Source organism: Rhodanobacteraceae bacterium (assembly GCA_024234055.1).
Taxonomy (GTDB): domain Bacteria; phylum Pseudomonadota; class Gammaproteobacteria; order Xanthomonadales; family SZUA-5; genus JADKFD01.
In genome coordinates, this window is record JACKOW010000005.1 from 214,037 (window position 1) to 237,409 (window position 23,373).

The following is a 23,373-nucleotide window of genomic DNA, read 5'->3' on the forward strand; positions in this document are numbered from 1 at the left end:
CCAATGACCGACGCGCGTATTCGAGTTCTCTGCATCGACGACGAAGCCCGCATTCTGCGTGCCTTGAAGGCATTGTTTCGCGATATGGATGTCTCGATCACCACTGATCCGGCCGAGGCCATCCGCTGGGCCAGCGAGCGCGATATTGACGTCATCGTCTGCGATCAGCGCATGCCCGTGATGCAAGGCATCGAGGTGCTGCGTGAGGTACGGCTGTCACATCCGCGGACCATGCGCGTGCTGTTGACCGGTTACGCCGACCTCAGTGCGGTGCTGGGCTCGGTCAACGAGGGCGAGGTCTTCCGCTACATCAACAAGCCCTGGGACAACACCGAGCTGCGCGAGACCGTGCAGCAGGCAGCGAGGATTGCGCGCGAGACCCCGGCACTCAGCGACAAGCCGGTGGACGAATTCGATCGCGAGCAGGCCCGGCGTGAAGTCGGTGTACTGGTGATCGAAGATGATCCGGAAACCCAGCAGCGCATGCGCGAGATCCTGCAGCCGCACTATCAGGTGCGTTTCGTGACCTCACCCGAGCGTGCCTTGCAGGTGCTGGAGCAACACGAAACCGGCGTGATCATTTCTGAAACTGCCGGTCAGCATGGTGACTTCACCGCGCTGATCAAGGCCCTCAAGCAATACCACCCGCATATCGCCACGGTGGTGGTGACTGACCGCGCCAACGCCAATGTCGCCATCGATCTGATCAACGAAGGTCAGGTTTTCCGGCTGCTGCTGAAGCCGGTGCGTATGGGTTCCTGCAGGCTCAGCGTCGATGCCGCCGTCGGCCGCTACTGGCAACTCAAGCAAAACCCCCAGGCAGCGCGCCGCTTCGTCGTCGCCCCACGCGCCGACAATCAGTTGCCCTCTTGGCTGGCCGGCAATCTGCTGCAGCGCATCCGCCTGCTGCCCTCGCGCCTGCTGGGGATGGCCCGGGCGCATTGAGGCGCTGGGTGTTGGTTGTTGGTGGTCGGTACCAGGCAGAGCTGACGTCGCTTCCCGGCTTTTGTAGATCGAGACTTGTCTGGACACTCTTGACCACGTGCGGGAAGAGCGTCCAGACACATCTGGACCTACAGGAGCTCGCGGCGCCGGCGGAGCGTGGGCGTCTCGAACACCGCGGTTCATCACTGGATTGCTTCGCTACGCTCTCCATGAACCCATATCGCAAGTTGTTGATTTGCTGATGTAGGTCACGTTGCTCGCGTAGCGAGCTACGTGACGCAACTCGATGTCACGTAGTCCGCTGACGCGGACAACATGACCTACGACGGCGGGTTCATGGCCCGTGGGCAGTTTCAGGCCGAGACAGGTGGCTCGCAATGACGCCGTCGGGGGCTGGTCTCGCGACGCGACCCCGTGCCCCGTACCCCGTGCCCCAGCTACAACAGCTTCCAGCGCGCCCCCTGCGGGGTGTCCTCAATGACCACGCCAAGTTCGGTCAGCTCGTTGCGAATGGCGTCGGCGCGGGCAAAGTCGCGGCGTTCGCGGACTTGCTGGCGTTCGGCCATCAGCGCTTCGATTCGGGGCACGTCGATGCTGGCCTTGCCACTCTGGAACCAATCCTGCGGCGTCTGCTGCAGCAATCCCAACCAGGAGCCGGCCGCCAGCAGGCGGGCCTTGGCGCTGGCCCTTGCCGCCGGGCCTTCCGCTTTCTGCACATCGCGAGACAGCTCGCTCAGGGCCGCCAATGCCTGCGGCGTGCCGAGATCATCGGCCAGCGCAGCTTTGACGTTGTCGGCCTCCACGGTCACACCTGAGGCATCCACGTCCTCCAGATCGCGCAGCGCGCCGTAGAGTCGGTCGAGCGTGGTCTTGGCCTGTTTCAGCGCCGACTCCGACCAGTCCAGCGGCTGTCGGTAGTGGGCGTTGAGCAGCAGGTAACGCAGGGCTTCGGCCGGTGCCTGCTCGCGCAGATTCTTGATCAGCAGCACATTGCCCAGCGATTTGGACATCTTGCGGCCTTCGATGGTGACAAAGCCGTTGTGCATCCACAGCCTGGCGAACTCGGCGCCGCCATGGGCGCAGACGCTCTGGGCAATCTCGTTCTCGTGATGTGGAAACTTGAGATCGGCGCCGCCGGCATGGATGTCGATGGTCTGACCGAGGTGCTCCTCGGCCATCACCGAGCACTCGATATGCCAGCCCGGCCGGCCGCGTCCCCATGGGCTTTCCCAACCCGGCAGATCCGCTGTCGATGGCTTCCAGAGCACGAAGTCGGCGGGATTGCGCTTGTAAGGTGCCACATCGACACGGGCGCCGGCGATCATTTCCTTGACCGTACGCCGCGACAGCCGGCCATAGCCCTCGTAGGTGTCGACATTGAACAGCACATGGCCTTCGGCGGCGTAGGCGTGGCCCGAGGCGATCAGGCGCTCGCACATGCGAATGATGCCGGGAATATGGGCCGTCGCCCGCGGTTCCAGGTTGGGCGCAAATTCGCCGACCACACCAACCGCAGCCATGTCTTCATGAAAGGCCTCGGTGTACTGCGCCGTGACCACATCGATGCCGACTCCACGCTCGGCCGCCGCGGCGTTGATCTTGTCGTCGACGTCAGTGATGTTGCGGGCGTAGTCCAGATGCGCGAACTGGTCGCGCAGCAGTTTGGCGAGAACGCCGAACACCGTGTACGGCCGGGCATTGCCGATATGTGCGTAGTTGTAGACCGTGGGTCCACACACATACATCGTCACCCGATCGGGACGCGCGGGCGTGAAGCGCTCCAACTGGCGAGTGAGGGTGTTGTAGAGGTGCAGATCCATGGTTTCAGGGCTTTTGATCCGGGATCGATGAATCTAGCAGCGCACCATGGTGCAATGCACCAAGCGAATGTGGCGGATTTCGCCCTGAACAGCGCCCAATCGGCCCTTGTCGGCGCTTCGGAGCCCGAGCACACTGCACATCCCATCCAGCCAGGAGTCAACCATGATCGGATACGTCACCCTCGGCACCAACGACATCAACCGCGCTGCGGCCTTCTACGATGCGCTGCTGGGCAGCATCGGCGCCAAGCGCTACATGGAAGGCGAGCGCTTCATTGCCTGGGCCGTATCACCTGCGCAGCCGGCACTCGGCGTCATCAAGCCTTTCGACGGTCAACCGGCGACTGTGGGCAATGGCATGATGATTGCGCTGGTGGTCGACAGCCGAGACAAGGTCGATGCCCTGCACGCCAAGGCACTGGAGCTCGGCGGCAAGGACGAAGGCGCTGCCGGGCCGCGTGGCGACACCTTCTACGCCGGCTATTTCCGCGATCTGGACGGCAACAAGCTCAACGTGTTCTGCATGGGCAAGTAGGTCTGCTTGCCACCGGTTGCCGGCAGTTCGCCGGCGACCAGCCAGCCGGCCCAAGGCAATCAGTCGAGCTTGGGCAAGCCGGTTTCCAGCCACCAGATTTCCGCTGCATCGTCGTAGCGCCAGCGCTGGCGGTCGACGATGCTGCGTACGGTTTGCGTGGCCCGGTCGATCAGTTCGATCTGCACCGTCTGCGTGACCTTGCCATCCGCATCCACCCCCTGCGGACCCTCGTAGTAACGGGACACCTGGACCTCGGCCCAGCGGGCGCGATCGGCATCGGTGAAGGGATGCTCCTGCATGACGGCGGGATCGACAAAGGCTGCCGCCTGCTCGATCTCATTCCAGCGGATGGCCGAGGCGTAGTTGTAAAGGCGCGAGCGCAGGCCATCCTTGCGTGCCGCCGAAGCGCAAGCGCCCAGCAGCAGTGCCAGCAACATGATCAGCATCAGGCGCGTACGCATGGGGCTCATTCGGTGTTCTCCTGTCGTCGCTTGGCTACAAAACGGGCAGTCATCCTGGCCGCAGTCTGACCATCCCAATCGATGTTTGCCAGCAAGGTGATCCTGGCCTTGCCGCGCTGCGCCTGCATCTCGACAAAGTCTGCCAGCCTGTGGCCCGGCGCGGCGAGTGCGTGTACGGCAAGATCGCCCCAGACCGGCGCCAGATACTCGATCTGTGAATCCTGCACGTAGATATCGGGTTCGGCATTGCACTCGCGCAGCGCCAGACGCGCGAGACCCCAGCAGGCCAGTGTCATCAGGCTGGCCATGCTGCCACCGAATGCACAACCCTTGTCATTGATATTGGGCACCAGAGGCGCACGCAGTTCGAGGCCAAGGCCGGTGAATGCGTGCACTCGCAGCTGCATCGCCCGTGTCAGCGGAATGGTGCGCAGCAGTTCCTCTTCCAGAAATTGCTCAGGCGTGATGTCGGCGGTCCTGTTCATGATGGGTGCTCCGACGCCGGCTCGCCAGTCTGGGTGACATCGGGCAGCGCACGCAGCAAGTGCTCGGCTTCGGAGGCCAGAGCATGGCTGCTGCCCGCGAGGTGAGCAAGGGCGATGCGCGCCTGCGGCAGGTCGACTGCGGCCATGGTTCGAGCCAGCGCCAGCGCCAGCTGCGGGCTGCGTTGGCTGGCATAGGCCTGCCGATACAAGGGATAGGCGGCGCGAGCACCCGCCAGTTGCTCCACCGTGCGCGCCAGTTCCACCAGTTCGGGCATCTCGATACGACCCTGGCGGCGCCGTTCCTCCAGTTCGCGCACCCGCGAGCGGGCCGCGCTCTGGGCTCGGTGGCGGGCCGACCAGCTCGGGCTCAGCAGGGCCACGAAGGGCGACTCCAGAGCAGTCCACAAGCGGCCGATCATGCCTTCCCAGAGCCAGGCCGACGCCGCCGTGCGATGGCTGCCACCCTCCAGCACGGGCTCGCCCAGGACCAGTATCCGGGCGCCGGCAGCCGGCTCCTGCAGCGCCCGCGCCAGCGCAGGCTGCCAGCCAGCTCGACCACAGGCCAGTATCCGCTGACGCAACTGGTCGAAGGCTCCCGCCGGTGGCTCGGGCTGTTGCCGGGCATCCTGGTTGAACCCGGCAAACCAGTGCTCTGCCCCCACGTACTCGGCCGCCAGCAGTCGAGTCAGCGTGCGCAGCAACAGCGGCGTCCCCAACAGCTCGGCGACTCGTCCGTCGCCAGCACCGGCGGCACTCAATCCGATACCCACGCTCTCGCCCAGCAGCGCCAAGGCCAGCGCGGCTCGCAGCTCATCGGCATCGAGCAGGTGCAGAATCGGCCAGCCCAAGGCCAGCGTGCGCTTGCGCGTGGGCCCCAACCAGCCGCGATGGCGGTAAAGGCGCAGAGAGAACTCGGCCGTGAACACGGTGCGCTGCGGTTTCGGGCAGCGCAGCGTGGCGCATAGAGCTTCGATCTCGCGCGTCAGTTGCGGCGCATCCTCGCGATCCAGCGGCGATCCCTGAGGCTCGCCATTGCCCTTGAGCTGGCTGCCCTGTATGCAGACATCCAGACTGTTGGTGCGCATGTCTCACTCCCCTGTGCACCCGCACGCTACTCGCGCAAGCCGGCGCGATGCAAGCGTGCCGGGATCACTCAGGCTCGACCGCTCGACCGAGACTGGTAGACATTGGTCCATGATCAAGGCGCACTCACGCGTCCGCCGCTAGAATCGGGCGCCTCGACCGCCAGAGCTCTCCCCGCGGTCAGCGTCGAAAGCAGAATTCAAAGGAATGAAAACATGACCATTGATACGGATGTTGTCATCGTCGGAGCCGGCCCGGTGGGCCTGTTCCAGGTATTCGAACTCGGCCTGCTTGGCATCAAGGCGCACGTCATTGACGCCCTGCCGGTCGCCGGGGGCCAGTGCATCGAGTTGTATCCGGACAAGCCGATCTACGATATCCCGGCAGTCCCGGTGTGCACCGGCAAGGAGCTCACCGACAACCTGATGCAGCAGATTGCGCCCTTCCATCCGGAGTTCCATCTGGATCAGGAAGTGGCCGAGGTGCGCAAGCTCGATGACAGCCAGTTCGAGGTCATCACCAGCAAGGGCACGCGCTTTGTCACCCGGGCGGTGATCGTGGCCGCAGGCCTTGGCGCCTTCCAGCCGCGCAAGGTTCCCGTTGCCGGCGCCGACGCCTTCGAAGGCCGCCAGATCCATTATTCGGTGAAGAATCCCGAGCAGTTCCGCGGCAAGGATCTGGTCATTCTTGGCGGCGGTGACTCGGCGCTGGATTGGGTGCTGGCGTTGAAACCCATTGCCCAAAGCGTGCTGCTGATCCATCGCTCCAACGAATTCCGTGCGGCGCCGGCTTCGGTCGCCAAGATGCGCGCCCTGTGCGACGAGCAGCAGATGCAGCTGATGATCGGCAATGTCACTGGCATCAAGACCGAAGGCGACGGGCTCAAGGCGATCAGCGTGATCGCAGCCGATGCCGTCACGCGAGTGGTCGGGTTCGATCATCTGCTGGCTTTCTACGGCCTCTCGCCCAAGCTCGGGCCGATCGCCACCTGGGGCCTGGGCATCGACAAGAACCAGATCCAGGTCGATACCGAGCGCTTCGAAACCAACATCCCGGGCATCTACGCCGTGGGTGACATCAATACCTATCCGGGCAAGAAGAAGCTGATCCTGTGCGGTTTCCATGAAGCGGCGCTGGCAGCCTTCGCGATCAAGGCGCGCCTGAATCCGGGGGCCAAGGTCCATTTGCAGTACACCACCACCAGTCCGATCATGCACCAGCGCCTGGGCGTCAGTCCGGCGGTTGAGCTGTCGGCGATCTAGCAGGCGGAGACGGTCGTGATGAGCGAACTCGAGATCCTGCATCAGCCCGAGCGTCGGCGGTTCGTGGTCACCGCCGACGGCGCCGACGCCTTCGTCGAATATCGAATGCTCGCCCCCGAAGTCATCGATTTCGTCCACACCTACACGCCGGCGCAGCTGCGCGGGCGGGGCCTGGCTGGCGAGTTGGTAGCGTATGCGGTGAATTACGCCCGACAGCAGGGCTGGCGCGTGATCGGCAGTTGCAGCTATGTCGCGACCTGGCTGGAGAAGCATCCGGCGGGGAGCTAGAAATGCCGCGCCGACGGGGCGTGCGGCTTTCCGTTGATGTCCTGAGTCCTGTAGGAGGGGCGGGGGGCAGGGGCCCGACCTCGGCGCACGATGAGAATCTGCGTCGTGCATGGACACTGTCGCCCTGTTCCTGGTTTGAACGCTCGCATGCGCGCCAATTATTGCTCTTACAAAAGGCAGCGATGCGATGATCAAACCTGATCAGTGAGTGACGAACCTCCAGATTCGCCGCACCGTCCGTTGGCACCGCTATCCTGGACCCCTGCCCCCTGCCCCCTGCCCCGGCTTGTCAAAGCTGCAGACCAAAAAACTCGGCACGATCGACACGGTGCGATGAGGCGCCGGCCCACCGCCTACGGCCGCTGATCGCGCCTGATCACCACATACTCGGCGTCGATGATGGTTTCGCCGCTGCGCTGCCGGGTGCCCGGAGCGGTGGGTTTGGCGACGCCGGGGATGATCGGCTTGCCCCAGCGCAGTCGCGCCCAGGCAATCAATCCGCCGACCGCCGCAATACCCAGCAGCGCGGCACCGACAAAGAAACCGAACACCAGCACAGCGCCGACCATGGCCAGCCCCAGCAGCCAGAAGACGGCGGCGATCAGGCGCTGGGTCCAGGGGACGGAACCGCCAAGCAGAGGTTGATTCAAGATCGACTCCAGAGTGTCGGATATGGATAGTGTGCAGGACCAAGCTTTAAGCGGGAGTGAAGCAGTGAGCGAGAAACTGTGTGCCCTGTCGGATCTGGCCGAAGGCAGCGCCATGGAGTGTGCCGATCCGCGTGAACCCGAGGGTGCCACGCTGGTGCTGCTGCGCAGCGGTGATCAGGTGCACGCCTATCTGAACGTCTGTCCGCACGCCGGCCGGCCACTGAACTGGGCGCCGGGACGCTTCCTCTATGCCCACGGCCAACTGGTCTGCGCCGCCACGGCGCCGCTTTCCGTCCCGAAGACGGCTATTGCATCAGCGGCCCCTGCCGCGGTGAATCCCCTGCGGCGGGTGGCAATTTCGATCGAAGGCGATGCGGTCCATCTGGCGGGAGTGCGGATTCGTAGGTCGGGCTCGCCGGACTAATGAGAACCTGAGGTTCGCCGCTGATCGTGACTCGAAAGCATTTTCTGTCCGCAAAGGACGCGAAGGGCAAGGACAGCAATTATCGAATCTGCTCGGGATGAACCGGGGCGCCTTCACTATTGAGGGCACTTGCCCTTCTCTGCGTCCTTGGCGTCCTTTGCGGACAAATGGCTTTGATCAGTGCCTTTCGGCATGTTCGGCGAACATCTCGGACGCCCCTGCGGCGTGCCTGTTCGCGAATCGAAGGTGCTCTGGAGGGCACAGGGCACGAGGGCACGGGCATTGAGGGAACTGAGGCACGAGCCTGGCACGAGGGCACGCAAAGGCAGCATAGAGGCAAGCTGTTGGTCTTGCGTGCCCCTCTCGCCCTCGTGCTCCTCGTGCCCTCGTGCGCCCCTAAAACCACCACGTCACCATCAGCACTGAACAATGGCGAACAACAGCGTAGCGGCAGGCGATCCGCAGAAGTGCCTGCGCGGTAGCCCACCCGGGCCGCTGATCAGCGAATTGACCGGGTTGCTCGCGGTCAGGAAGTTGTTGACGCGCCCAGGGCGGCGATCAGTGCGAATTCCAGCGGACTGGCATTCGCGGCCAGCGCCAGGTTGATGGCCATCGGCACCATCAGCACGGCGGCGCCGACCTGCGAAATCGCCATCGCCGCCATCGCCGTCAGAATGGCCACGGCGAACTGCAGCAGCCAGATCGGCCAGCCGCCGAGGTAGACGAAGGCCTCCTGCGAGATCCAGGCCGCAGTGCCGGTGCTGTCGACGGCATTGCCGAGTGGAATCAGGCAGGCCAGCACGAAGATCGACTTCCAGCTGATCGCCTTGTAGGCCTCGTCCATGCTGATCACGCCGGTCAGCAGCATGCCGACCGCCCCGCCGAGCAGGGCCACCGGCAGCGGGAAATGCCCGGCCAGCGCCAGCGTGAAGCCGAGCGCGAAGAAACTCACCGCGAACCACAGTTTCTGCGGCCGCTGCTCGTCCTGGGGATAGTCGGTGACCACGACGAAATCCTTTTCGTGCGCGTGTTCAGCCAGCTCCGGCCAACCGCCGTGGAACACCAGACAGTCACCGGGGCGCACTTCGATGCGCCGGATATCCTCGCGGTAGACCTCCTCGCCGCGGGTCAGAGCCAGCGGGCTGATGCCATAGCGCTTGCGCAGGCGCAACTCGCCCACGGTCTTGCCGACGAAGCGCGAGCCGGGGGGAATCACCGCCTCGGAAATGCCGGATCGGGCCGGGTTGAAGGCCTCCTCCAACTGTCGCACATTCGGCGCCAGTGACAGGCCGTACTCGCTGGCAAAGCGCTCCACTGTCTCCGGTGGCCCCAGTGCTCCGATCACGGTGCTCTGCGAGAGCAGCTGATCGCCGGCCGGCGCCACGCGCACGCCCTGATTGTCCTTGATCGCCAGAATCAACGGCGCACCCGACAGCGTCTCTGCTTCCTGGATGCTCTGGCCGATCAAGGCACTGCCGGCTTCTACCGTCAGCTCGTAGACCTCACCGCGGATGCCGTAGACCTGTTCGAAGTAGCTTTCGGTGGTGCCCGGCGTGACCGGCAGGCGGTCATCCTGGGAGGTCAGCAAGCGACTGCCGAAGAAGCGGAAATAGGCGATCCCCGACAGGAACAGCGCCAGTCCCACCGGCAGTACCGCAAACAGGGGCAGCGCGCGCAACGATTCCGCACCCGAGGGCAGGTTGCGGTTGGCCGCCAGCAGCAAATCATTCAGCAGGATCATGGGCGAGCTGCCGACCATGCTCATGCTGCCACCCAGCACCACGCAGAAACCCATCGGCATCAGCAGATGCGACAGCGGATAACCGGTGCGCGCGGCAATTCGGCTGGCCACCGGCAGGAACAATGCCACGACGGCCGGATTCTGCATGAAGGCGCTGGTGCTGCCGGCGACCAGCGACAGTGCCACCACCAGATGTTTTTCATTGCCGCGCGACAGTTTCAACACCAGACTGGCGGCGTGCCCCATGACCCCGGTGCGATCGAGTCCGGCACCGAGCACCATCACCGCGAGAATCGACATCACGGCGTTGGAGGCAAATCCATCGAAAAGGCGATCGACTGGCACCAGCTGGGTCAGGCCCAGCACCACCAGAATCACCAGCCCCGCCACATCCGCCGAGACCCACTCACGGACGAAGAGCACCACCGTCAGGCACAGAATGCCCAGGACCAGGGCCATGTCGAAGGAAAGTGTCAGCGCACCATCCATCTCTGCTCGGGAATCTCCTCGACGGCGGGGAAAGCCGATTCCCGATATTAAGATGTTGTTAAACCCAAAAGTACCCCTATCGCACCCGAGCTTGCGCCTTGTTCAGGGCAATGGCGGGGCATGTGGCCAACGGCGCGGGCCCTTTGGCGGAAAGAAGCGCCAACGCTGAGAACGCCGAGGATCGCGGAGAACGCAAAGAGTAGCCCGGGTAAGCCGAAGGCGCACCCGGGGAGGCGCGGAGGCCACGGAGAAAGGCCAAACACCAACAGGACGGATGCTCGTCTCCGCGCTCTCCGCCCCTCCGCGTGAACGCCTGCCGAAAATCAGCTAAAGCCGCTCATAGACCATATCCCAGACCCCATGCCCGAGCTTGCGGCCACGGCGCTCGAAATGGGTTTCGATACGGCCTTCGGGCTTGGGCACATAGCCGGCTTCACCGCCGGTATTGCGGAACTGCGGATGCACGTCGAGCACTTCGCGCATCCACAGCGCATAGGGCTCCCAGTCGGTGGCCAGGTGGAAGCGACCCCCTCGAAGCAGCCGGCTGGCCACCAGATCGCAGAAGGGCGTCTGCACGATGCGGCGCTTGTGGTGGCGCTTCTTGTGCCAGGGATCGGGAAAATACAGACGCACCTCATCCAGGCTGCCGGGCGCTATCCCCTCGCGCAGCACTTCGACCGCATCGGCCGAGATCACTCGGACATTGTCCAGATTCTCCGCCGCCAGCTGTCGCAACAATCGACCCACACCCGGCCGGTGGACTTCGATGCCCAGATAATTGCGCCCGGGATCGGCCGCGGCAGCAGCACCGAGGGCTTCGCCATTGCCGAAACCGATTTCCACGACCACCGGTTGCTCGGTGCTGAACCAGCTGGCCGGATGCGCCATCGACCGCGGCCAATCCAGGCCAAAGCGCGGCCAGTCCCGTTCCAGCGCCTCGCGCTGGGCCTCGGTGGTTCGGCCCTGACGCAGCACGAAACTTCGGATTTCGCGATGCAGGGGCTTCCCGTCCGTGGGTGTGCGCTCCTCGGTCATTCGATCAGCCCTGAGGTCGGCGAGGAAGCATTGGCGAAGCGCTTGCGCGGGATACGACCGGCCAGAAAGGCCTCGCGTCCGGCTTCGATGGCCTTGCGCATGGCCGAGGCCATCAGCACCGGATCCCGGGCCCCGGCGATGGCGGTATTCATCAGCACACCGTCGCAGCCCAGTTCCATTGCCACCGCGGCATCCGAGGCCGTGCCCACGCCGGCATCCACCAGGATCGGCACGGTCTTCTCTTCGACGATGGTCAGGATGTTGTAGGGGTTGCGGATGCCGAGGCCCGATCCGATCGGCGCCGCCAGCGGCATCACCGCCACGCAGCCGCGCTTGGCCAACTCCCGCGCCACGACTGGATCGTCATTGGTGTAGACCATGACCTGGAAGCCTTCGCGCACCAGGATATCGGTGGCCTTGAGGGTCTCGACCACATCCGGGAACAAGGTCTTGATGTCGGCCAGCACCTCGAGCTTGACCAGCGGCGCACCGTCCAGCAGTTCGCGTGCCAGTCGGCAGGTGCGCACCGCTTCGTCGGCGCTGAAGCAGCCTGCGGTGTTGGGCAGGATGGTGTAGCGACTCGGCGGCAGCACATCGAGCAGATTCGGCTGATTCTTGTCCTGGCCGATATTGGTGCGACGTATCGCCACGGTCACGATCTCGGCGCCCGCGGCCTCGGTGGCCAGTTGGGTTTCTTCCAGATCCTTGAACTTGCCGGTACCGGTCAACAGCCGCGATCGGTAGAGCTTGCCGGCGATCTCCAGCAGGTCATGGTCATTACTATGGCTCACGATGTCGTCCATTGGTGACTGGAGGGGCGAGATTACGCGAGCGGCCCTGCGGAGGCCACGGCCGGGTCGGGGTTGTCGGTTGTTGGTTGTTGGTTGTTGGCGGTAGGAGCGCCCTCGCGGCGCGAGCAGCGACGCGACGGTCCCCGCCTGAGGCGGGTCGTGGTCAGAAGCCCGACACAATGCCCGACACTGCACATGGACCATGAACCCGGCCTCTGTGGGAGCGGCTTCAGCCGCGATGCTTCGCTCCGAGCACACGCCAGGCCCGATCGCGGACAAAGTCCGCTCCCACAGCTTGGCCAGCAGAAGCGTTCAGACAAGTCTGGACCCATAAGAGCGCCGGCCCTGCCAGCCTTTCCCGTGCCCCGTGCCCCGTTTCCCGCCCTTGCCCCACAAACGCAAACCGCCGGGCGTTTGCGCGCCCGGCGGTCTGTGTCGTTACGAGGACGGCGCGATTACCAGATGGCAATCCGCTGATCGCCGTCGCGCACCATCGGGTCACCGGCCTTGCAGCTGAAGGCTTCGGCGAAGGCCGGCATGTTGCTCGGCGTGCCGATGGCACGGAAACGTGCCGGGGCATGCGGATCAGTGACCAGACGGACCGCCAGTTCCTTGTCGGTGTAGCCGCGGCGCCAGACCGTTGCCCAGTTCATGAAGAAGCGCTGATCCTGGGTGAAGCCGTCAATCATCGGATCGGTGAAATTCTCGCCCTGGGCCAGTTTCAAGGCATCGCGCGCGACCGTCAGACCACCCAGATCAGCGATGTTCTCACCCAGCGTCAACGCGCCATTGACGTGCTTGCCGTCGATGGCCTCATAACCGTTGAACTGTTCGACCAGCATCGCCGTCTTGGCCTTGAAGCCCTCGGCATCGCTGGGCTGCCACCAGTTGGCGAAGGTGCCGTTGGCATCGAAGCGGCTGCCCTGGTCGTCGTAACCGTGCAGCATCTCGTGACCGATCACGGCGCCGATGCCGCCGTAGTTGGTCGCCAGATCCGCGTTCGGGTCAAAGAAGGGCGGCTGCAGGATGGCGGCCGGGAACACGATCTCGTTAAGCAGCGGGTTGTAATAGGCATTCACCGTCTGCGGAGTCATGCCCCACTCGCCCTTGTCCTTGGGCTTGCCGATCTTGGACACCTGATAGGCGTGATTGAAGCGCGCCGCCGCCATGATGTTGGCAATGTAGCTGTCACGGGTGGTGCTCAGACCCGACCAGTCGCGCCACTTGTCCGGATAGCCGATCTTGGGATTGAAACTGGCCCACTTCTCCAGTGCCTTGGCGCGGGTTTCCGGGCTCATCCACTCCAGCTTCTCCAGACGTGCCTTGAGGGCGGTCGACAGATTGGCCACCAGCTTTTCCATCTGTGCCTTGGACTCGGGCGGGAAGGCGACTTCCACGTAGATCTCGCCCAGTGCCTCGCCGACGGTACCGTTGACAGTGTCGAGCACGCGCTTCCAGCGCGGCTTCTGTTCTTCCTGGCCACGCAGGGTCTTGCCATAGAACGCGAAGTTCTCGTCGGCGTAGGTCTTGCTCAGGAAGGGCGCCGCGTTGTCGATGACGTGGAAATGCAGGTAGGCCTGCCAATCGGCGACCGGCGTCTGCTCCAGCATGCTGTTGAGCTTGGCGAAGAAGTCCGGATTCGACATCGAGAACATCGCCGGCTCGCTCATGCCGTTGGCCTTGAAGAACTCGGCCCAGGGCATCAGCGGGGTCTTGGCGTCGGCATCTGCCACGCTGACCGGGTTGTAATACTTGGAGACATCGCGCGACATCTCTTCGGTGGAGTACGACACGTCCGCCAGCTGGGTTTCAATGGCCATGATCGCCGCGGCCTGCGCCTTGGCGCTGGCCTCGTCGGCACCTGCCAGCTTCAGCATGGACTCGATGTGGGCCACGTAGGCCTCGCGCTCGGCCTTGTGCTCATCGCCTGCGTAGTAGGTCTTGTCGGGCAGACCCAGGCCATCCTGGGTGACATAGGCGATGACCTGACTGGAATCCTGGAAGTCCGATTCGCCGCCAAAGCCGAACAACATGCCGCGGCCATCAGCGTGGGCATCGCGCACAAAGGTGGCAACGTCCTGCGGTGACGACAAGGCCGCAATCTGGTCCAGCACCGGCTGGATCGGCTTCAGACCGGCCGCTTCGGCTGCTGCTTCATCCATGCCGGTGGCCCAGAAATCACCGATCACCTTCTCGACGCCGGCCGCATCCTTCTTGACCGCCAATTTCTCGACGATCTGCTTCTGCACACCCAGCGAGCGCTCACCGAGCATCTCGAAGCTGCCCCAGGTGGTGCGATCGGCCGGAACCGGGTTGGCCGCCAGCCACTTGCTGTTCACGTAGCCGTTGAGGTCGGTACAGGCGGAAATGGCCGGATCCAGATCGCTGGCCTGGAAGACCGGCAGGGCCGGCAGACTGGCCACATCGATACTGAGCTTCTCGGGTGCGGCCGGAGCGGCGGGAGCAGTCGGAGCAGCAGTCTGGGGGGCTTCGCTGCCACAGGCAGCGAGCAACAGCGCGGCGGCAAGCGCCGCGGACAGCGGTTTGAGCACGGAACGGATCACGGAATCTCCCTCATCGGATGAGCGGCAGGCGCAACAGGACAAAGGCCTCCGCGCGGGCCGCGGACTCTAGGACATTTTCACAATCTCGCCATGAGCCGGAGGTCATGGGTTATGCGAGGGCACGGGGCACGGGGCACGGGGCACGGGGCACGGGGCACGGGGCACGGGGCACGGGGCACGGGGCACGGGGCACGGGGCACGGGGCACGGTAAAGCAGGTTCTCCAACCAGCTTGTTGGCGCTCTGGGGTCCAATGCAAGCGCGTCGGTGGCCTATCGCCATGCCTGACGGATGTCACGCTCGGTGCGGACTTGCACCTGGATAGCTCTCGTCTTTGCGCTGACCAGGGCTCAAGGAAGGAAGCGCGGTCCGCCCTGGCCCGCACATTTCATGAGGTCGCGATGAAATCGCCCGACTTCGTTGGAACTACGCGGAAATCCTCGAATGGGTTGAAATGACAAACTGTTCGCTGCCATTTCCTCGCTAACGCGGCCCTCGCTCGTTCTTTGCGCCGGACTCTTCGTTGCTCGTCGTCGCAATGGAACAACCATTGCTCCTCCTCTCGTCTCGATTCCGGCGCAAAGCCCTTCGCGATCATCCGCGTTCCCTCATGAAATATGCGGGCTAGCCAGTTTCTCCCCGTGCCCCCTGCCCCGTTTCCCGTGCCCCGTCCCGCAGCCTGCGCAAACTCGTCGCCAGCCGCCAGTTCAGCAGGATCGCCGCCATGCTGAGGCCGGCGATGAAGCCGATCCACAGGCCCGGGCCGCCCCAGCCCACCTGGAATCCCAGGGTCCAGGCCATGGGGAATCCCACGCCCCAATAGGCGATGGCGGTGATGATCATCGGGAACTGGGTGTCCTTGAGCCCACGCAGGGCACCGGCGGCAACCACCTGGATGCCGTCGGACAGCTGGAAGATGGCGGCCAGGAACATCAGCTGCACCGCCAGCGGCACCAGGGCTTCGGCACCCGGCGCGTACAAGCGGGTGATCGGTGCTGCCAGCAACAGCATGACCGCGGCCGACAACAGTTGCGTGCCCAGTGCCAGCGTCAAACCGGCGATGGCCGCGCGTCGGACATCGGTCAGCCGCTCGGCGCCGCGGGCGTGTCCCACGCGCACGGTGACGGCCTGCGCCAGTCCCAGCGGCAGCATGAAAGCCACCGAGGCCACATTGATGGCGATCTGGTGCGCCGCGGCCCAGTCGCCACCGATACGCCCCATCAGCAGCGCAACGACGATGAACAGTCCGCCCTCCATCTGCCAGGCAAAGGCCATCGGCATTCCCAGGGCCAGCAAGGCCATGATCGGTTCGCGCCGGGGTCGATCGAGCTTGAGGATGGGCCCGAATCGCAGAAACCAGGAGGCACGTCTCAAGTACCAGGCCAGGCCAATCGCTTCCAGCCACAAGGTGATGGCAGTCGCCAGACCCAGACCGAAAGTGCCCAGCGCCGGTATCGGCCCGGCGCCAAAGGCCAGCAGGATCGCCAGCGGCACCAGCACTACCAGCCCCGCCAGGGCGGCCACCATGCCTGGTTTGGTTCGACCGAGGCCCTCGGCATAGCCACGCAGCAGATAGAAGGCCGCCAGCGCCGGGCCACCGAAACCGACGCCGCGCAGGAAATCGGCCGCATAGGGATAGAGTTTCGGATCAACGCCCACAAGGCGCAGCGCGCTGCTGCCGTTGAAGCAGATCAGCATCACCACCACTCCCAGCGCCAGAGCCAGCCACCAGGCCTGACGGGCCTGGGCGGCAATCTCGTCGAAGCGCCGCGCTCCGAACAGTTGGGCCACGATCGGCGTGATCGCGGCCAGGATGCCGATGGTCAGCAGCAGCGCCACGGTATACACAGCACCGCCCACGGCCACACCGCCCAGCGCCGCCGAGCTGATACGGCCGGCAACGATGCTGTCGGCCACGGTCATGCCCATCGCCGACACTTGCCCGACGATCAGGGGCGCTGCCAGTCGCAGGGTTTCCAGCAGATGGCTTCTGTAAGTGGCGGGTGTGTCCAAGCGCTGCGCTGTGTTTGATTTCAAGGCCGCGTATCTTAGGGCTCTTGCAAGGACTTGCGGCTCCAGGGAGAACGTCATGCCGACAGCAGTGGTGACCGGCGCCACCGGATTTCTGGGAGGACACATCGTCCGGCTGCTGCTGGAAAATGATTACAAGGTGCGCGCCCTGTACCGGTCCGAAGCCACCGTGGCGGCGATCGCCGAGCTACCCATCGAGTTCGTCCAGGGCGATGTCAGTGATCGCGCCTCGCTGGATCGGGCCATGCACGACGCCCCCGATCTGGTGTTCCATGTCGCCGCCAGCACGGCCATGTGGAAGCCACGCTCCGCCCAGCAGACCCTGGTCAATGTCGAGGGCACGCGCAATGTGGTCCAGTCCGCACTGCGGGCCAAGGTCGGGCGGCTGGTCCACACCTCCAGCGTGGCCGTCTATGGACTGACGAGCGAGGTCATCAGCGAGACCTCGCCGCATCTGGGGCGCGAATCCTGGATCAACTATGCGCGCAGCAAGGCGCTGGGAGAGGATGCGGTCCACGCCGGCATCCGCTCCGGGCTGGATGCCGTCATCTGCAACCCGACCCACATCTTCGGACCGGGTGACACCCAGAACTGGGCGCGACTGATCATGCTGGTTGATCAGCAGAAGCTGCCGGGTGTGCCGCCGGGATCGGGCTCCTTCATCGATGTGCGTGAGGCGGCGCAAGCCCATCTGGTCGCCGCCGAGCGCGGCACCAAGGGCGGAAGCTATCTGTTGGGCGGAGAGGAATGCAGTTTTCTCGATCTGGTCCAGCGCATCGGGCGATTGCTGGGCAAACCCGCCCCGAGCAAGGCCATTCCCGCTCTTGCCATGCGTGCACTCGCGCAGATCCAGGATCGCTGGAGCCGCTTCAGCGGCAAAGAGCCCGAGCTGACCCCCGAATCGGTGGCTTTCGTCTGCCAGCGGATGCGCTGCGACATCAGCAAGGCCAGGCGCGAGCTCGATCTCAAGGTGACCCCGCTGGATCATCTGCTCGCCGATACGATCGCCTGGCTGCGGCAGAACCGCTTGATCCAACGACCATGAATCAGACACGACCCGCAGCCGAGCCCACGATCGCAGTCGCCGAGCCCGAGCCGTCTGGGCAGGCACCGATGCGACTGACCCGCGCCCAGCGCAAGGCCCTCGCCTGGCAGGGCAAATCCTGCGAGAACTGCGAAATTCCCTTGCAGGGGCCGTTCTGCCACCGCTGCGGGCAACCCGAACGCACGCCGATCCGTGATCTGCTGGCGCTGTCCAACGACGCCCTGGATTACCTCTTTGACGTCGACTCGCGGGTCTGGCGCACGCTGGTCAGCCTGTTCTTTGCGCCGGGCCGGCTGACCGAGGCTTATCTGGCCGGCAAGCGCATGAGCTTCATCCGGCCGATGCGCATCTATCTGGTCATGAGCGCCTTGCTGTTTGTCGTGGTCAACTGGACCAGCGACCTCAACATGCGAGTGACCGGGGACGGCGATGTTCAGATCAACGGCTCGGCTGAGGACGTGGTGCTGCCGCAGCTGCCGGTGCCTCCCACGCCACCGGACGCTGGCGCTGGCCCGATCGACCCTGAATCCGCACGCCGGGCCGAGGAGGTAGCCAGAGCACAAGCGGAAGCTGCCCAGGCGCTGGAGCAGGCCGCAGAACAGATCAAGGCCAAAGCCGCAGCGGAGGATGCTGCCAGGGCGACGGTCAAGGAAAAGAAACCGATCAACCTGACCTTCGCCGGGGATCAGCCCTGGGATCGACAGGACAATCCGCTGGTGCTGGCGTGGCTGCCCCCTGAAGTCAACGAATGGATGAACGACTACATCGCCGTGATCAAGGCCAATCTGGAATTGGTGCGGGATGACCCTCACCGCCTGGGTCAGTCATTCCTGCAGGTGCTGCCGCAAAGCTTGTTCGTGCTGCTGCCGGTCTTTGCGCTGTTGCTCAAGTTGGTGCTGGTGTTCAAGCGCCGCCTGTACATGGAACATCTGATGGTGGCCGTGCACAGCCACACCTTCATCTACATGGGGATTCTGGTCGCGATCGGATTGTCGAAGCTGGCCGAATTCTGGCCCGAGGGCTGGTTCAATCCCTGGTGGTTCCTGATGGGACTTTCGATTGCCTGGATACCGCTCAATCTGTTCCTGACCCAGAAACGAGTGTACCGGCAGCGCTGGTGGGGGGCGCCCTTCGCTTTTTTTGTGATCGGCACCCTGTATCTTATTCTGGTCTCTTTCACCATCATCGCCGCCCTGGTGATGAGCCTGGTGAATCTATGAATCTGGAGCTGGTGGAGCTGGCATGATCGTCTATGAAGTCAACATCAAGGTCCGCGAAGCAGTCGCCGACGACTACCGCGCGTGGCTGGGCGATCATGTGCGTGAGTTGCTGACCCTGCCCGGCTTTCTGAGTGCCGAAGTCATGGTCCTGGAGCCCGAACAACCCACGCCGGAACAGCAGGAACTGGTGGTGGCCTACCGACTCGACAGCCATCACTCCCTGATCCGATACCTGGCCGAGCACGCCCCACGCATGCGCGCCAAGGCCAATGAGCGCTTCGAGGGCCAGTTCGAGATCTCGCGCCGGGTACTGGCACCGCTGGTCGAGATGCTGCGCGTCGACTAGCAGGCGTCATGCCCCAGAGCCAGGACTTGAAACCGTTGCGCGTACGCGTGGCGGTGCCGGTGCCTCTGCCGCGGCTGTTCGATTATTCCCATGTCGATGCCGAGACCGGCCTGACGCTGCAGCCTGGTCTGAGGGTGCTGGTGGAGTTCGGGCGCCGACGGCTGATCGGCCTGATCATCGAGGTGACCAGCGGCTCCGTCGACGGCCTGAAACCACTGCTGGCAGTGCTGGACACCGAGCCCCTGGCTGACCCGGCGCTGTGGACGGTGTTTCCGCGCGTGGCCCGCTACTACCTGGCGCCACTCGGGGAGACGCTGGCCACGGCTCTGCCGGTCGGCCTGCGGCGCAACACGCCGATGTCGCAACCGGAACGGCTGCTTTATGTGCTCAGCGCCGAAGGTCGGGCCAGGGCCGCTCCGCTCCGCGGGGTGGCCAGACAGCGCCTGTGGCAACGTCTGCAGCAGTCGCCGGCCAGTCAGACCGATCTGGCGCAGGCGCACGCTCGCTGGCGCCCGCTGGTGGATACCTGGATCGAGGCCGGCTGGGTCGAAGCACTGCCGCTGTCGCCCTATGCACCGCCACCGATACTGGCGCCGTCGCCGCAGTTGTCGGCTGAACAGGAGAGCGTGCTGACCGAGATCCGCGCCGGCGCAGGCCGCTTTGGCGTGTACCTGCTCGACGGCGTGACTGGCAGCGGCAAGACCGAGGTCTACCTGCGGCTGATCGCCGATGCCCTGGCCCGCGGCCAGCAGGCCTTGCTGCTGGTGCCCGAGATCGGACTGACACCGCAACTGGTGGCGCGCGTGCGCGAACGCCTGCCTGGGCGCGTAGCCGCACTACATTCGGAGCTGTCCGAGGGCGAGCGGGTGGAGGCCTTTCTGGCTGCCGCCAAGGGCGAGATCGATGTCGTCATCGGTACTCGCTCCGCCGTATGGACACCCTTGCCGCGACTGGCTCTGGTGCTGGTCGACGAGGAACACGACGCCTCGTACAAGCAGCAGGATGGCATCCGTTATCACGCCCGCGACGTGGCCCTGCTGCGGGCCCAGGGTGTGGCTGCCACGGTGGTGCTGGGCAGCGCCACACCCAGTCTGGAGAGCTTGCGCAATGTGGATCTGGGCCGCTATCAGCGACTGTTGATGCGCAGCCGCATCGGCGCCGCCCGGCAACCGCGCTGGCGGGTGGTCGATCTGCGCGGACAGCGGCTGAAGGACGGCCTGGCACCGGCGACCCTGGGCGTCATCGACGAGCATCTGCGTGCGGGCGGCCAGGTGCTGGTGTTCAAGAACCGTCGTGGTTTTGCGCCAGCGCTGCTCTGCCACGATTGCGGCTGGCACGCCGAATGCCCGGACTGCGATATCGCCCTGACCTTTCACCGCGGCGTGGCCTGGCTGCGCTGCCATCAGTGTGGCCATCAGCAGCGGCCACCGGACTCTTGCCCGGTGTGCCAGAGCCTGGCGCTGGTGCCCCAGGGCGCCGGCACCGAACGCCTGGAAGCAGCGCTTGCACTGGCCTTTCCGCAAGTTCCGCTGGTGCGACTGGATCGCGATACGACCAGCCGCAAATCCAGTTTTGCCGCGGCCATCGAAGAGCTGTTGCGGGGCGTGCCGACGCTGATCGTCGGTACCCAGATGCTGGCCAAGGGCCACCATCTGCCGGCGGTCACGCTGGCAGTCATCGTCGGCGTCGACGAGGGCCTGATGAGCGCCGATTTCCGCGCCAGCGAGCGCTTGGCCCAGCTGATCGTGCAGGTGGCCGGTCGCGCCGGGCGTGCCGAACGCGCCGGTGAAGTGTTGCTGCAGACCCATCTGCCTGAACATCCCTTGCTGCAGACGCTGCTGCGTCAGGGTTATCCCGAATACGCGCGGCTGGCGCTGCAGGAACGCCGGGAAACCGAGTTGCCGCCGGTCGGCTTTGCCGCGCTGATTCGGGCTGAACATGTCGAAGGTGGCAAGGCCGATCGATTCCTGTCCGACCTGCTGGCCGGGTGTCCGCCGGAGAGCCGCGCGGGGGTCGAGATTTCCGGCCCCTTGCCGGCACCGCAGCCGCGCCGGCAAGGGCGGTGGCGCTTTCAGCTGGTGGCGATGGCCGGCGAGCGCGGGCCCCTGCATGCCTTTCTGAGCGTTGCGGTGGAACAGGCCTACGCCCAGGCCCGCGACCACAAGCTGCGCTGGAGCGTGGATGTGGATCCGCTGGACTTTGGCTGAGGCACAGTCCGCAATCTCTGCAACAGAGTATTTCGTTACGCTGTGTCACACGGGTATGCTGGCGCCGTCGTCCCGTGCTCTCGGGATCTTTCCCAAAGGAGAATTGACCATGCGCCTGCCCCCACTGTTCCTGATGTCCGCCCTGGCATTTGCCGCACCGCTGCCGGCTCAGATGAGTCTCCAGCAGTCCTCTGACCAGACCGTCGTCATGAATGCCGACAAGGCCGGGCTGGTCGAAATGCTCTCGACCAATGCCGTCGCTGCTGCCGACTGGCCATGGCAGATTGCCGAAAACCAGAGCGGCGAGTTTCCGTGGCAGATCAATCGGGGCGGCGACAAGGACTGGCCCTGGCAGACGCCAACCACGCAGCGCGTAGAGATTTCCGCTGCACAGCTCTACTGGCTGTCGCCGTCCAGCCAGGATCGCTCGGTTCGCGGCGGCGTCTACGCCGAACTGCGCGGCCAGGCCAGCGTGGCCAATCCGCGCATCCGCCTGAGCGGTGACTTCGCCAGCATGTATCCAGCCCTAGGCGACTTCATCTGGCAGGGTCCGGTGACGGTGACGCCGTTGGCAGGTCAGGGCTACAACAAGCAGCTCTTCGACATCGGCTGCGCCGGTGGCTACCTGATCGTCAATCGCATCAATGTCGGCCGACGCACGCGCTACAGCCCCTATGTCTTCGAGAACATGATGTTCTGGTGCGAGTCCGGCGACCGCCTGGGCTCTTCGGTGATGTTCCAGGAGCCCTGAGGTCCAAGCGGGCTCACCGTCGTTGAGCTCCAACCTCTCAGGGCACGGCGGGAGCCCGCGGTTTTCGACCCAGGAACTGATAGACACCCCGGTCTTCCAGGTGCTCGAAGCCGAGTCGCCGGTAGAGCTTGCAGGCCGGGTTGTCGGCCTCGACGTGCAGCGTGATCGTGGTGCGAGCGAGGTCCGCCTCCTCGATCAATTCGGCCAGCAGCGCCGAGCCGATGCCCTGGTGCTGGCGCTCACTCACCAGGGCAATATCCATCAAGCGGATCTCGCCCGGTGAGCGGTACACGTAGATGCGCCCTATCGGATGTCCCGCCAGCTCGACCAGCAGACGATCAGCCCCGGGATAATGCTTTTCATAATGGGCGTGCTGCAGCTCGAACTGATCGCGCAAAAAGCGGCGCTTCTGCTCCTCGCTCCAAGGCACGGGCGCAAGCTCCAGCGCCCGCCCGGCGGCATACAGCTCGGCCAGAAATTCGTGATCGGCAGGGCCGATGGCACGCAGAGTCAGGCCAGCAGGTCGAGCTGCATGCGAAGGGGTTTGGAAGGCCCTCAAGCGCCGGCCTCAGCTGGTGCGGATCAGCAAGGTCTCGAAATCGCGGCGTTCCCCGCTGACCAGTCTCATTTCCCTCTTGATCGGGTCATAACGCAGCTGATCAATCGACGGCGGCGCCGCCGTGGAACGCCTGGGCGTGACCAAGGCCAGCAGCCCGTTCGCCGGTAGCGAACTGCTCAGGGTACGCGCCATGCCGCGTTCATCAAGCACGGTGACTACCGCGTTCTTGCCCAGCGAGGAATCAAATTCCATGCGCAGATTGCCGGCCGCAGAGATCAGTCCCTGACCGAGACGACGTGCTTGCCAGGCATAGATCGTACGAAGCCCAGTCAAGGGATCGACCAACTGGATATCAAAATCCAGGCGGCTGACGCCGGAGGACAGCTCGGCGGGCAGGAAACCGATCACTTCCACGCGATTGGCCACTCGAGTACCGGAATACGGGCTGAGTTCCACCGGCAACAGGGCGGCCGCCACGCGACTGTCTCCCAGCGGGAGGGCGCGTGTGTTCTGGGTCAGGGCGATCACGGGATCTCTCGCCCATGCCACCGCTCCGGCCGCAGCCAAGCTGCCCGCCACCAGGATATGCCTGCGTTTCATGGTCTTCCCCCGTCGTACGTTGAGTCAGTGGGCAGCAAAACT

21 protein-coding genes and 1 pseudogene are annotated in these 23,373 nt (G+C 64.6%); 10 read left to right on the plus strand and 12 right to left on the minus strand.

Annotated elements, in window-relative coordinates:
- The first annotated feature begins 3 nt into the window (after nt 1–3).
- Entirely contained in the window at nt 4–945 is a 942-nt protein-coding gene (locus tag H7A19_11385; GenBank protein ID MCP5475429.1) for a response regulator, read from the plus strand.
- Between the two features lie 437 nt (nt 946–1,382).
- On the opposite strand, the gene H7A19_11390 is transcribed toward H7A19_11385, so the two are convergent.
- Nucleotides 1,383–2,765 (minus strand): cysteine--tRNA ligase, encoded by a 1,383-nt coding sequence (locus H7A19_11390; protein ID MCP5475430.1) that lies wholly within the window; start codon nt 2,763–2,765, stop codon nt 1,383–1,385.
- A 163-nt stretch (nt 2,766–2,928) separates the two neighbouring features.
- On the opposite strand from H7A19_11390, the gene H7A19_11395 reads away from it, so the two are divergent.
- Nucleotides 2,929–3,300 carry a VOC family protein gene (locus H7A19_11395; protein ID MCP5475431.1) on the plus strand — a complete coding sequence of 124 codons (372 nt, stop codon included), beginning with the start codon at nt 2,929–2,931 and terminating at the stop codon, nt 3,298–3,300.
- Between the two features lie 59 nt (nt 3,301–3,359).
- On the opposite strand, the gene H7A19_11400 is transcribed toward H7A19_11395, so the two are convergent.
- Genes H7A19_11400 through H7A19_11410 form a run of 3 tightly spaced genes read right to left on the minus strand, consistent with a single transcriptional unit; the run spans nt 3,360 to nt 5,331 of the window.
- A complete protein-coding gene (locus H7A19_11400) occupies nt 3,360–3,761 on the minus strand; it encodes a hypothetical protein (protein MCP5475432.1) in 402 nt (133 codons plus the stop codon).
- A gap of 5 nt (nt 3,762–3,766) precedes the next feature.
- Nucleotides 3,767–4,246 carry a YiiD C-terminal domain-containing protein gene (locus H7A19_11405; GenBank protein ID MCP5475433.1) on the minus strand — a complete coding sequence of 160 codons (480 nt, stop codon included), beginning with the start codon at nt 4,244–4,246 and terminating at the stop codon, nt 3,767–3,769.
- Nucleotides 4,243–5,331: a hypothetical protein gene (locus H7A19_11410; GenBank protein ID MCP5475434.1), complete on the minus strand. Its 1,089-nt coding sequence runs from the start codon at nt 5,329–5,331 to the stop codon at nt 4,243–4,245. Before H7A19_11410 ends, H7A19_11405 begins: the two co-directional genes overlap by 4 nt.
- Nucleotides 5,332–5,544: 213 nt before the next feature.
- Between H7A19_11410 and H7A19_11415 the strand changes: the two genes are divergently transcribed.
- Nucleotides 5,545–6,591 carry an NAD(P)/FAD-dependent oxidoreductase gene (locus tag H7A19_11415; GenBank protein ID MCP5475435.1) on the plus strand — a complete coding sequence of 349 codons (1,047 nt, stop codon included), beginning with the start codon at nt 5,545–5,547 and terminating at the stop codon, nt 6,589–6,591.
- Nucleotides 6,592–6,609: 18 nt separating this feature from the next.
- Nucleotides 6,610–6,879: an N-acetyltransferase gene (locus H7A19_11420; protein ID MCP5475436.1), complete on the plus strand. Its 270-nt coding sequence runs from the start codon at nt 6,610–6,612 to the stop codon at nt 6,877–6,879.
- A 353-nt stretch (nt 6,880–7,232) separates the two neighbouring features.
- On the opposite strand, the gene H7A19_11425 is transcribed toward H7A19_11420, so the two are convergent.
- A complete protein-coding gene (locus tag H7A19_11425; protein MCP5475437.1) occupies nt 7,233–7,529 on the minus strand; it encodes a hypothetical protein in 297 nt (98 codons plus the stop codon).
- A 22-nt stretch (nt 7,530–7,551) separates the two neighbouring features.
- Between H7A19_11425 and H7A19_11430 the strand changes: the two are divergent.
- A pseudogene (locus tag H7A19_11430) lies at nt 7,552–7,953 on the plus strand (Rieske (2Fe-2S) protein).
- Between the two features lie 526 nt (nt 7,954–8,479).
- Here the strand turns inward: H7A19_11430 and H7A19_11435 are convergent.
- The 5 genes from H7A19_11435 to H7A19_11455 all read right to left on the minus strand — a co-directional run bounded on the left by H7A19_11435 (nt 8,480) and on the right by H7A19_11455 (nt 16,609).
- Complete coding sequence (locus tag H7A19_11435) at nt 8,480–10,183, minus strand: SLC13 family permease (protein ID MCP5475438.1); 1,704 nt, start codon at nt 10,181–10,183, stop codon at nt 8,480–8,482.
- 327 nt (nt 10,184–10,510) lie between these two features.
- Entirely contained in the window at nt 10,511–11,218 is a 708-nt protein-coding gene (trmB, locus tag H7A19_11440; protein MCP5475439.1) for a tRNA (guanosine(46)-N7)-methyltransferase TrmB, read from the minus strand.
- Nucleotides 11,215–12,021 (minus strand): thiazole synthase, encoded by an 807-nt coding sequence (locus H7A19_11445; protein MCP5475440.1) that lies wholly within the window; start codon nt 12,019–12,021, stop codon nt 11,215–11,217. The genes trmB and H7A19_11445 overlap by 4 nt, the downstream gene beginning before the upstream one ends.
- Before the next feature lie 443 nt (nt 12,022–12,464).
- Nucleotides 12,465–14,549 (minus strand): peptidase, encoded by a 2,085-nt coding sequence (locus H7A19_11450; protein MCP5475441.1) that lies wholly within the window; start codon nt 14,547–14,549, stop codon nt 12,465–12,467.
- A 647-nt stretch (nt 14,550–15,196) separates the two neighbouring features.
- Nucleotides 15,197–16,609 (minus strand): MATE family efflux transporter, encoded by a 1,413-nt coding sequence (locus tag H7A19_11455; protein ID MCP5475442.1) that lies wholly within the window; start codon nt 16,607–16,609, stop codon nt 15,197–15,199.
- A 52-nt stretch (nt 16,610–16,661) separates the two neighbouring features.
- On the opposite strand from H7A19_11455, the gene H7A19_11460 reads away from it, so the two are divergent.
- From H7A19_11460 to H7A19_11480, 5 genes are all read left to right on the plus strand, one after another.
- Nucleotides 16,662–17,648 (plus strand): SDR family oxidoreductase, encoded by a 987-nt coding sequence (locus H7A19_11460; GenBank protein MCP5475443.1) that lies wholly within the window; start codon nt 16,662–16,664, stop codon nt 17,646–17,648.
- Nucleotides 17,645–18,868 carry a DUF3667 domain-containing protein gene (locus H7A19_11465; protein ID MCP5475444.1) on the plus strand — a complete coding sequence of 408 codons (1,224 nt, stop codon included), beginning with the start codon at nt 17,645–17,647 and terminating at the stop codon, nt 18,866–18,868. Before H7A19_11460 ends, H7A19_11465 begins: the two co-directional genes overlap by 4 nt.
- A gap of 22 nt (nt 18,869–18,890) precedes the next feature.
- Nucleotides 18,891–19,214, plus strand: a complete 324-nt coding sequence (locus tag H7A19_11470; GenBank protein MCP5475445.1) for a DUF4286 family protein — start codon at nt 18,891–18,893, stop codon at nt 19,212–19,214.
- 8 nt (nt 19,215–19,222) lie between these two features.
- Nucleotides 19,223–21,421: a primosomal protein N' gene (locus H7A19_11475; protein ID MCP5475446.1), complete on the plus strand. Its 2,199-nt coding sequence runs from the start codon at nt 19,223–19,225 to the stop codon at nt 21,419–21,421.
- A 109-nt stretch (nt 21,422–21,530) separates the two neighbouring features.
- Entirely contained in the window at nt 21,531–22,172 is a 642-nt protein-coding gene (locus tag H7A19_11480) for a hypothetical protein (protein ID MCP5475447.1), read from the plus strand.
- A gap of 37 nt (nt 22,173–22,209) precedes the next feature.
- On the opposite strand, the gene H7A19_11485 is transcribed toward H7A19_11480, so the two are convergent.
- Both H7A19_11485 and H7A19_11490 read right to left on the minus strand, forming a co-directional pair.
- Nucleotides 22,210–22,671, minus strand: a complete 462-nt coding sequence (locus H7A19_11485; GenBank protein ID MCP5475448.1) for a GNAT family N-acetyltransferase — start codon at nt 22,669–22,671, stop codon at nt 22,210–22,212.
- 69 nt (nt 22,672–22,740) lie between these two features.
- Nucleotides 22,741–23,331 carry a hypothetical protein gene (locus tag H7A19_11490; GenBank protein MCP5475449.1) on the minus strand — a complete coding sequence of 197 codons (591 nt, stop codon included), beginning with the start codon at nt 23,329–23,331 and terminating at the stop codon, nt 22,741–22,743.
- Nucleotides 23,332–23,373: the final 42 nt, after the last annotated feature.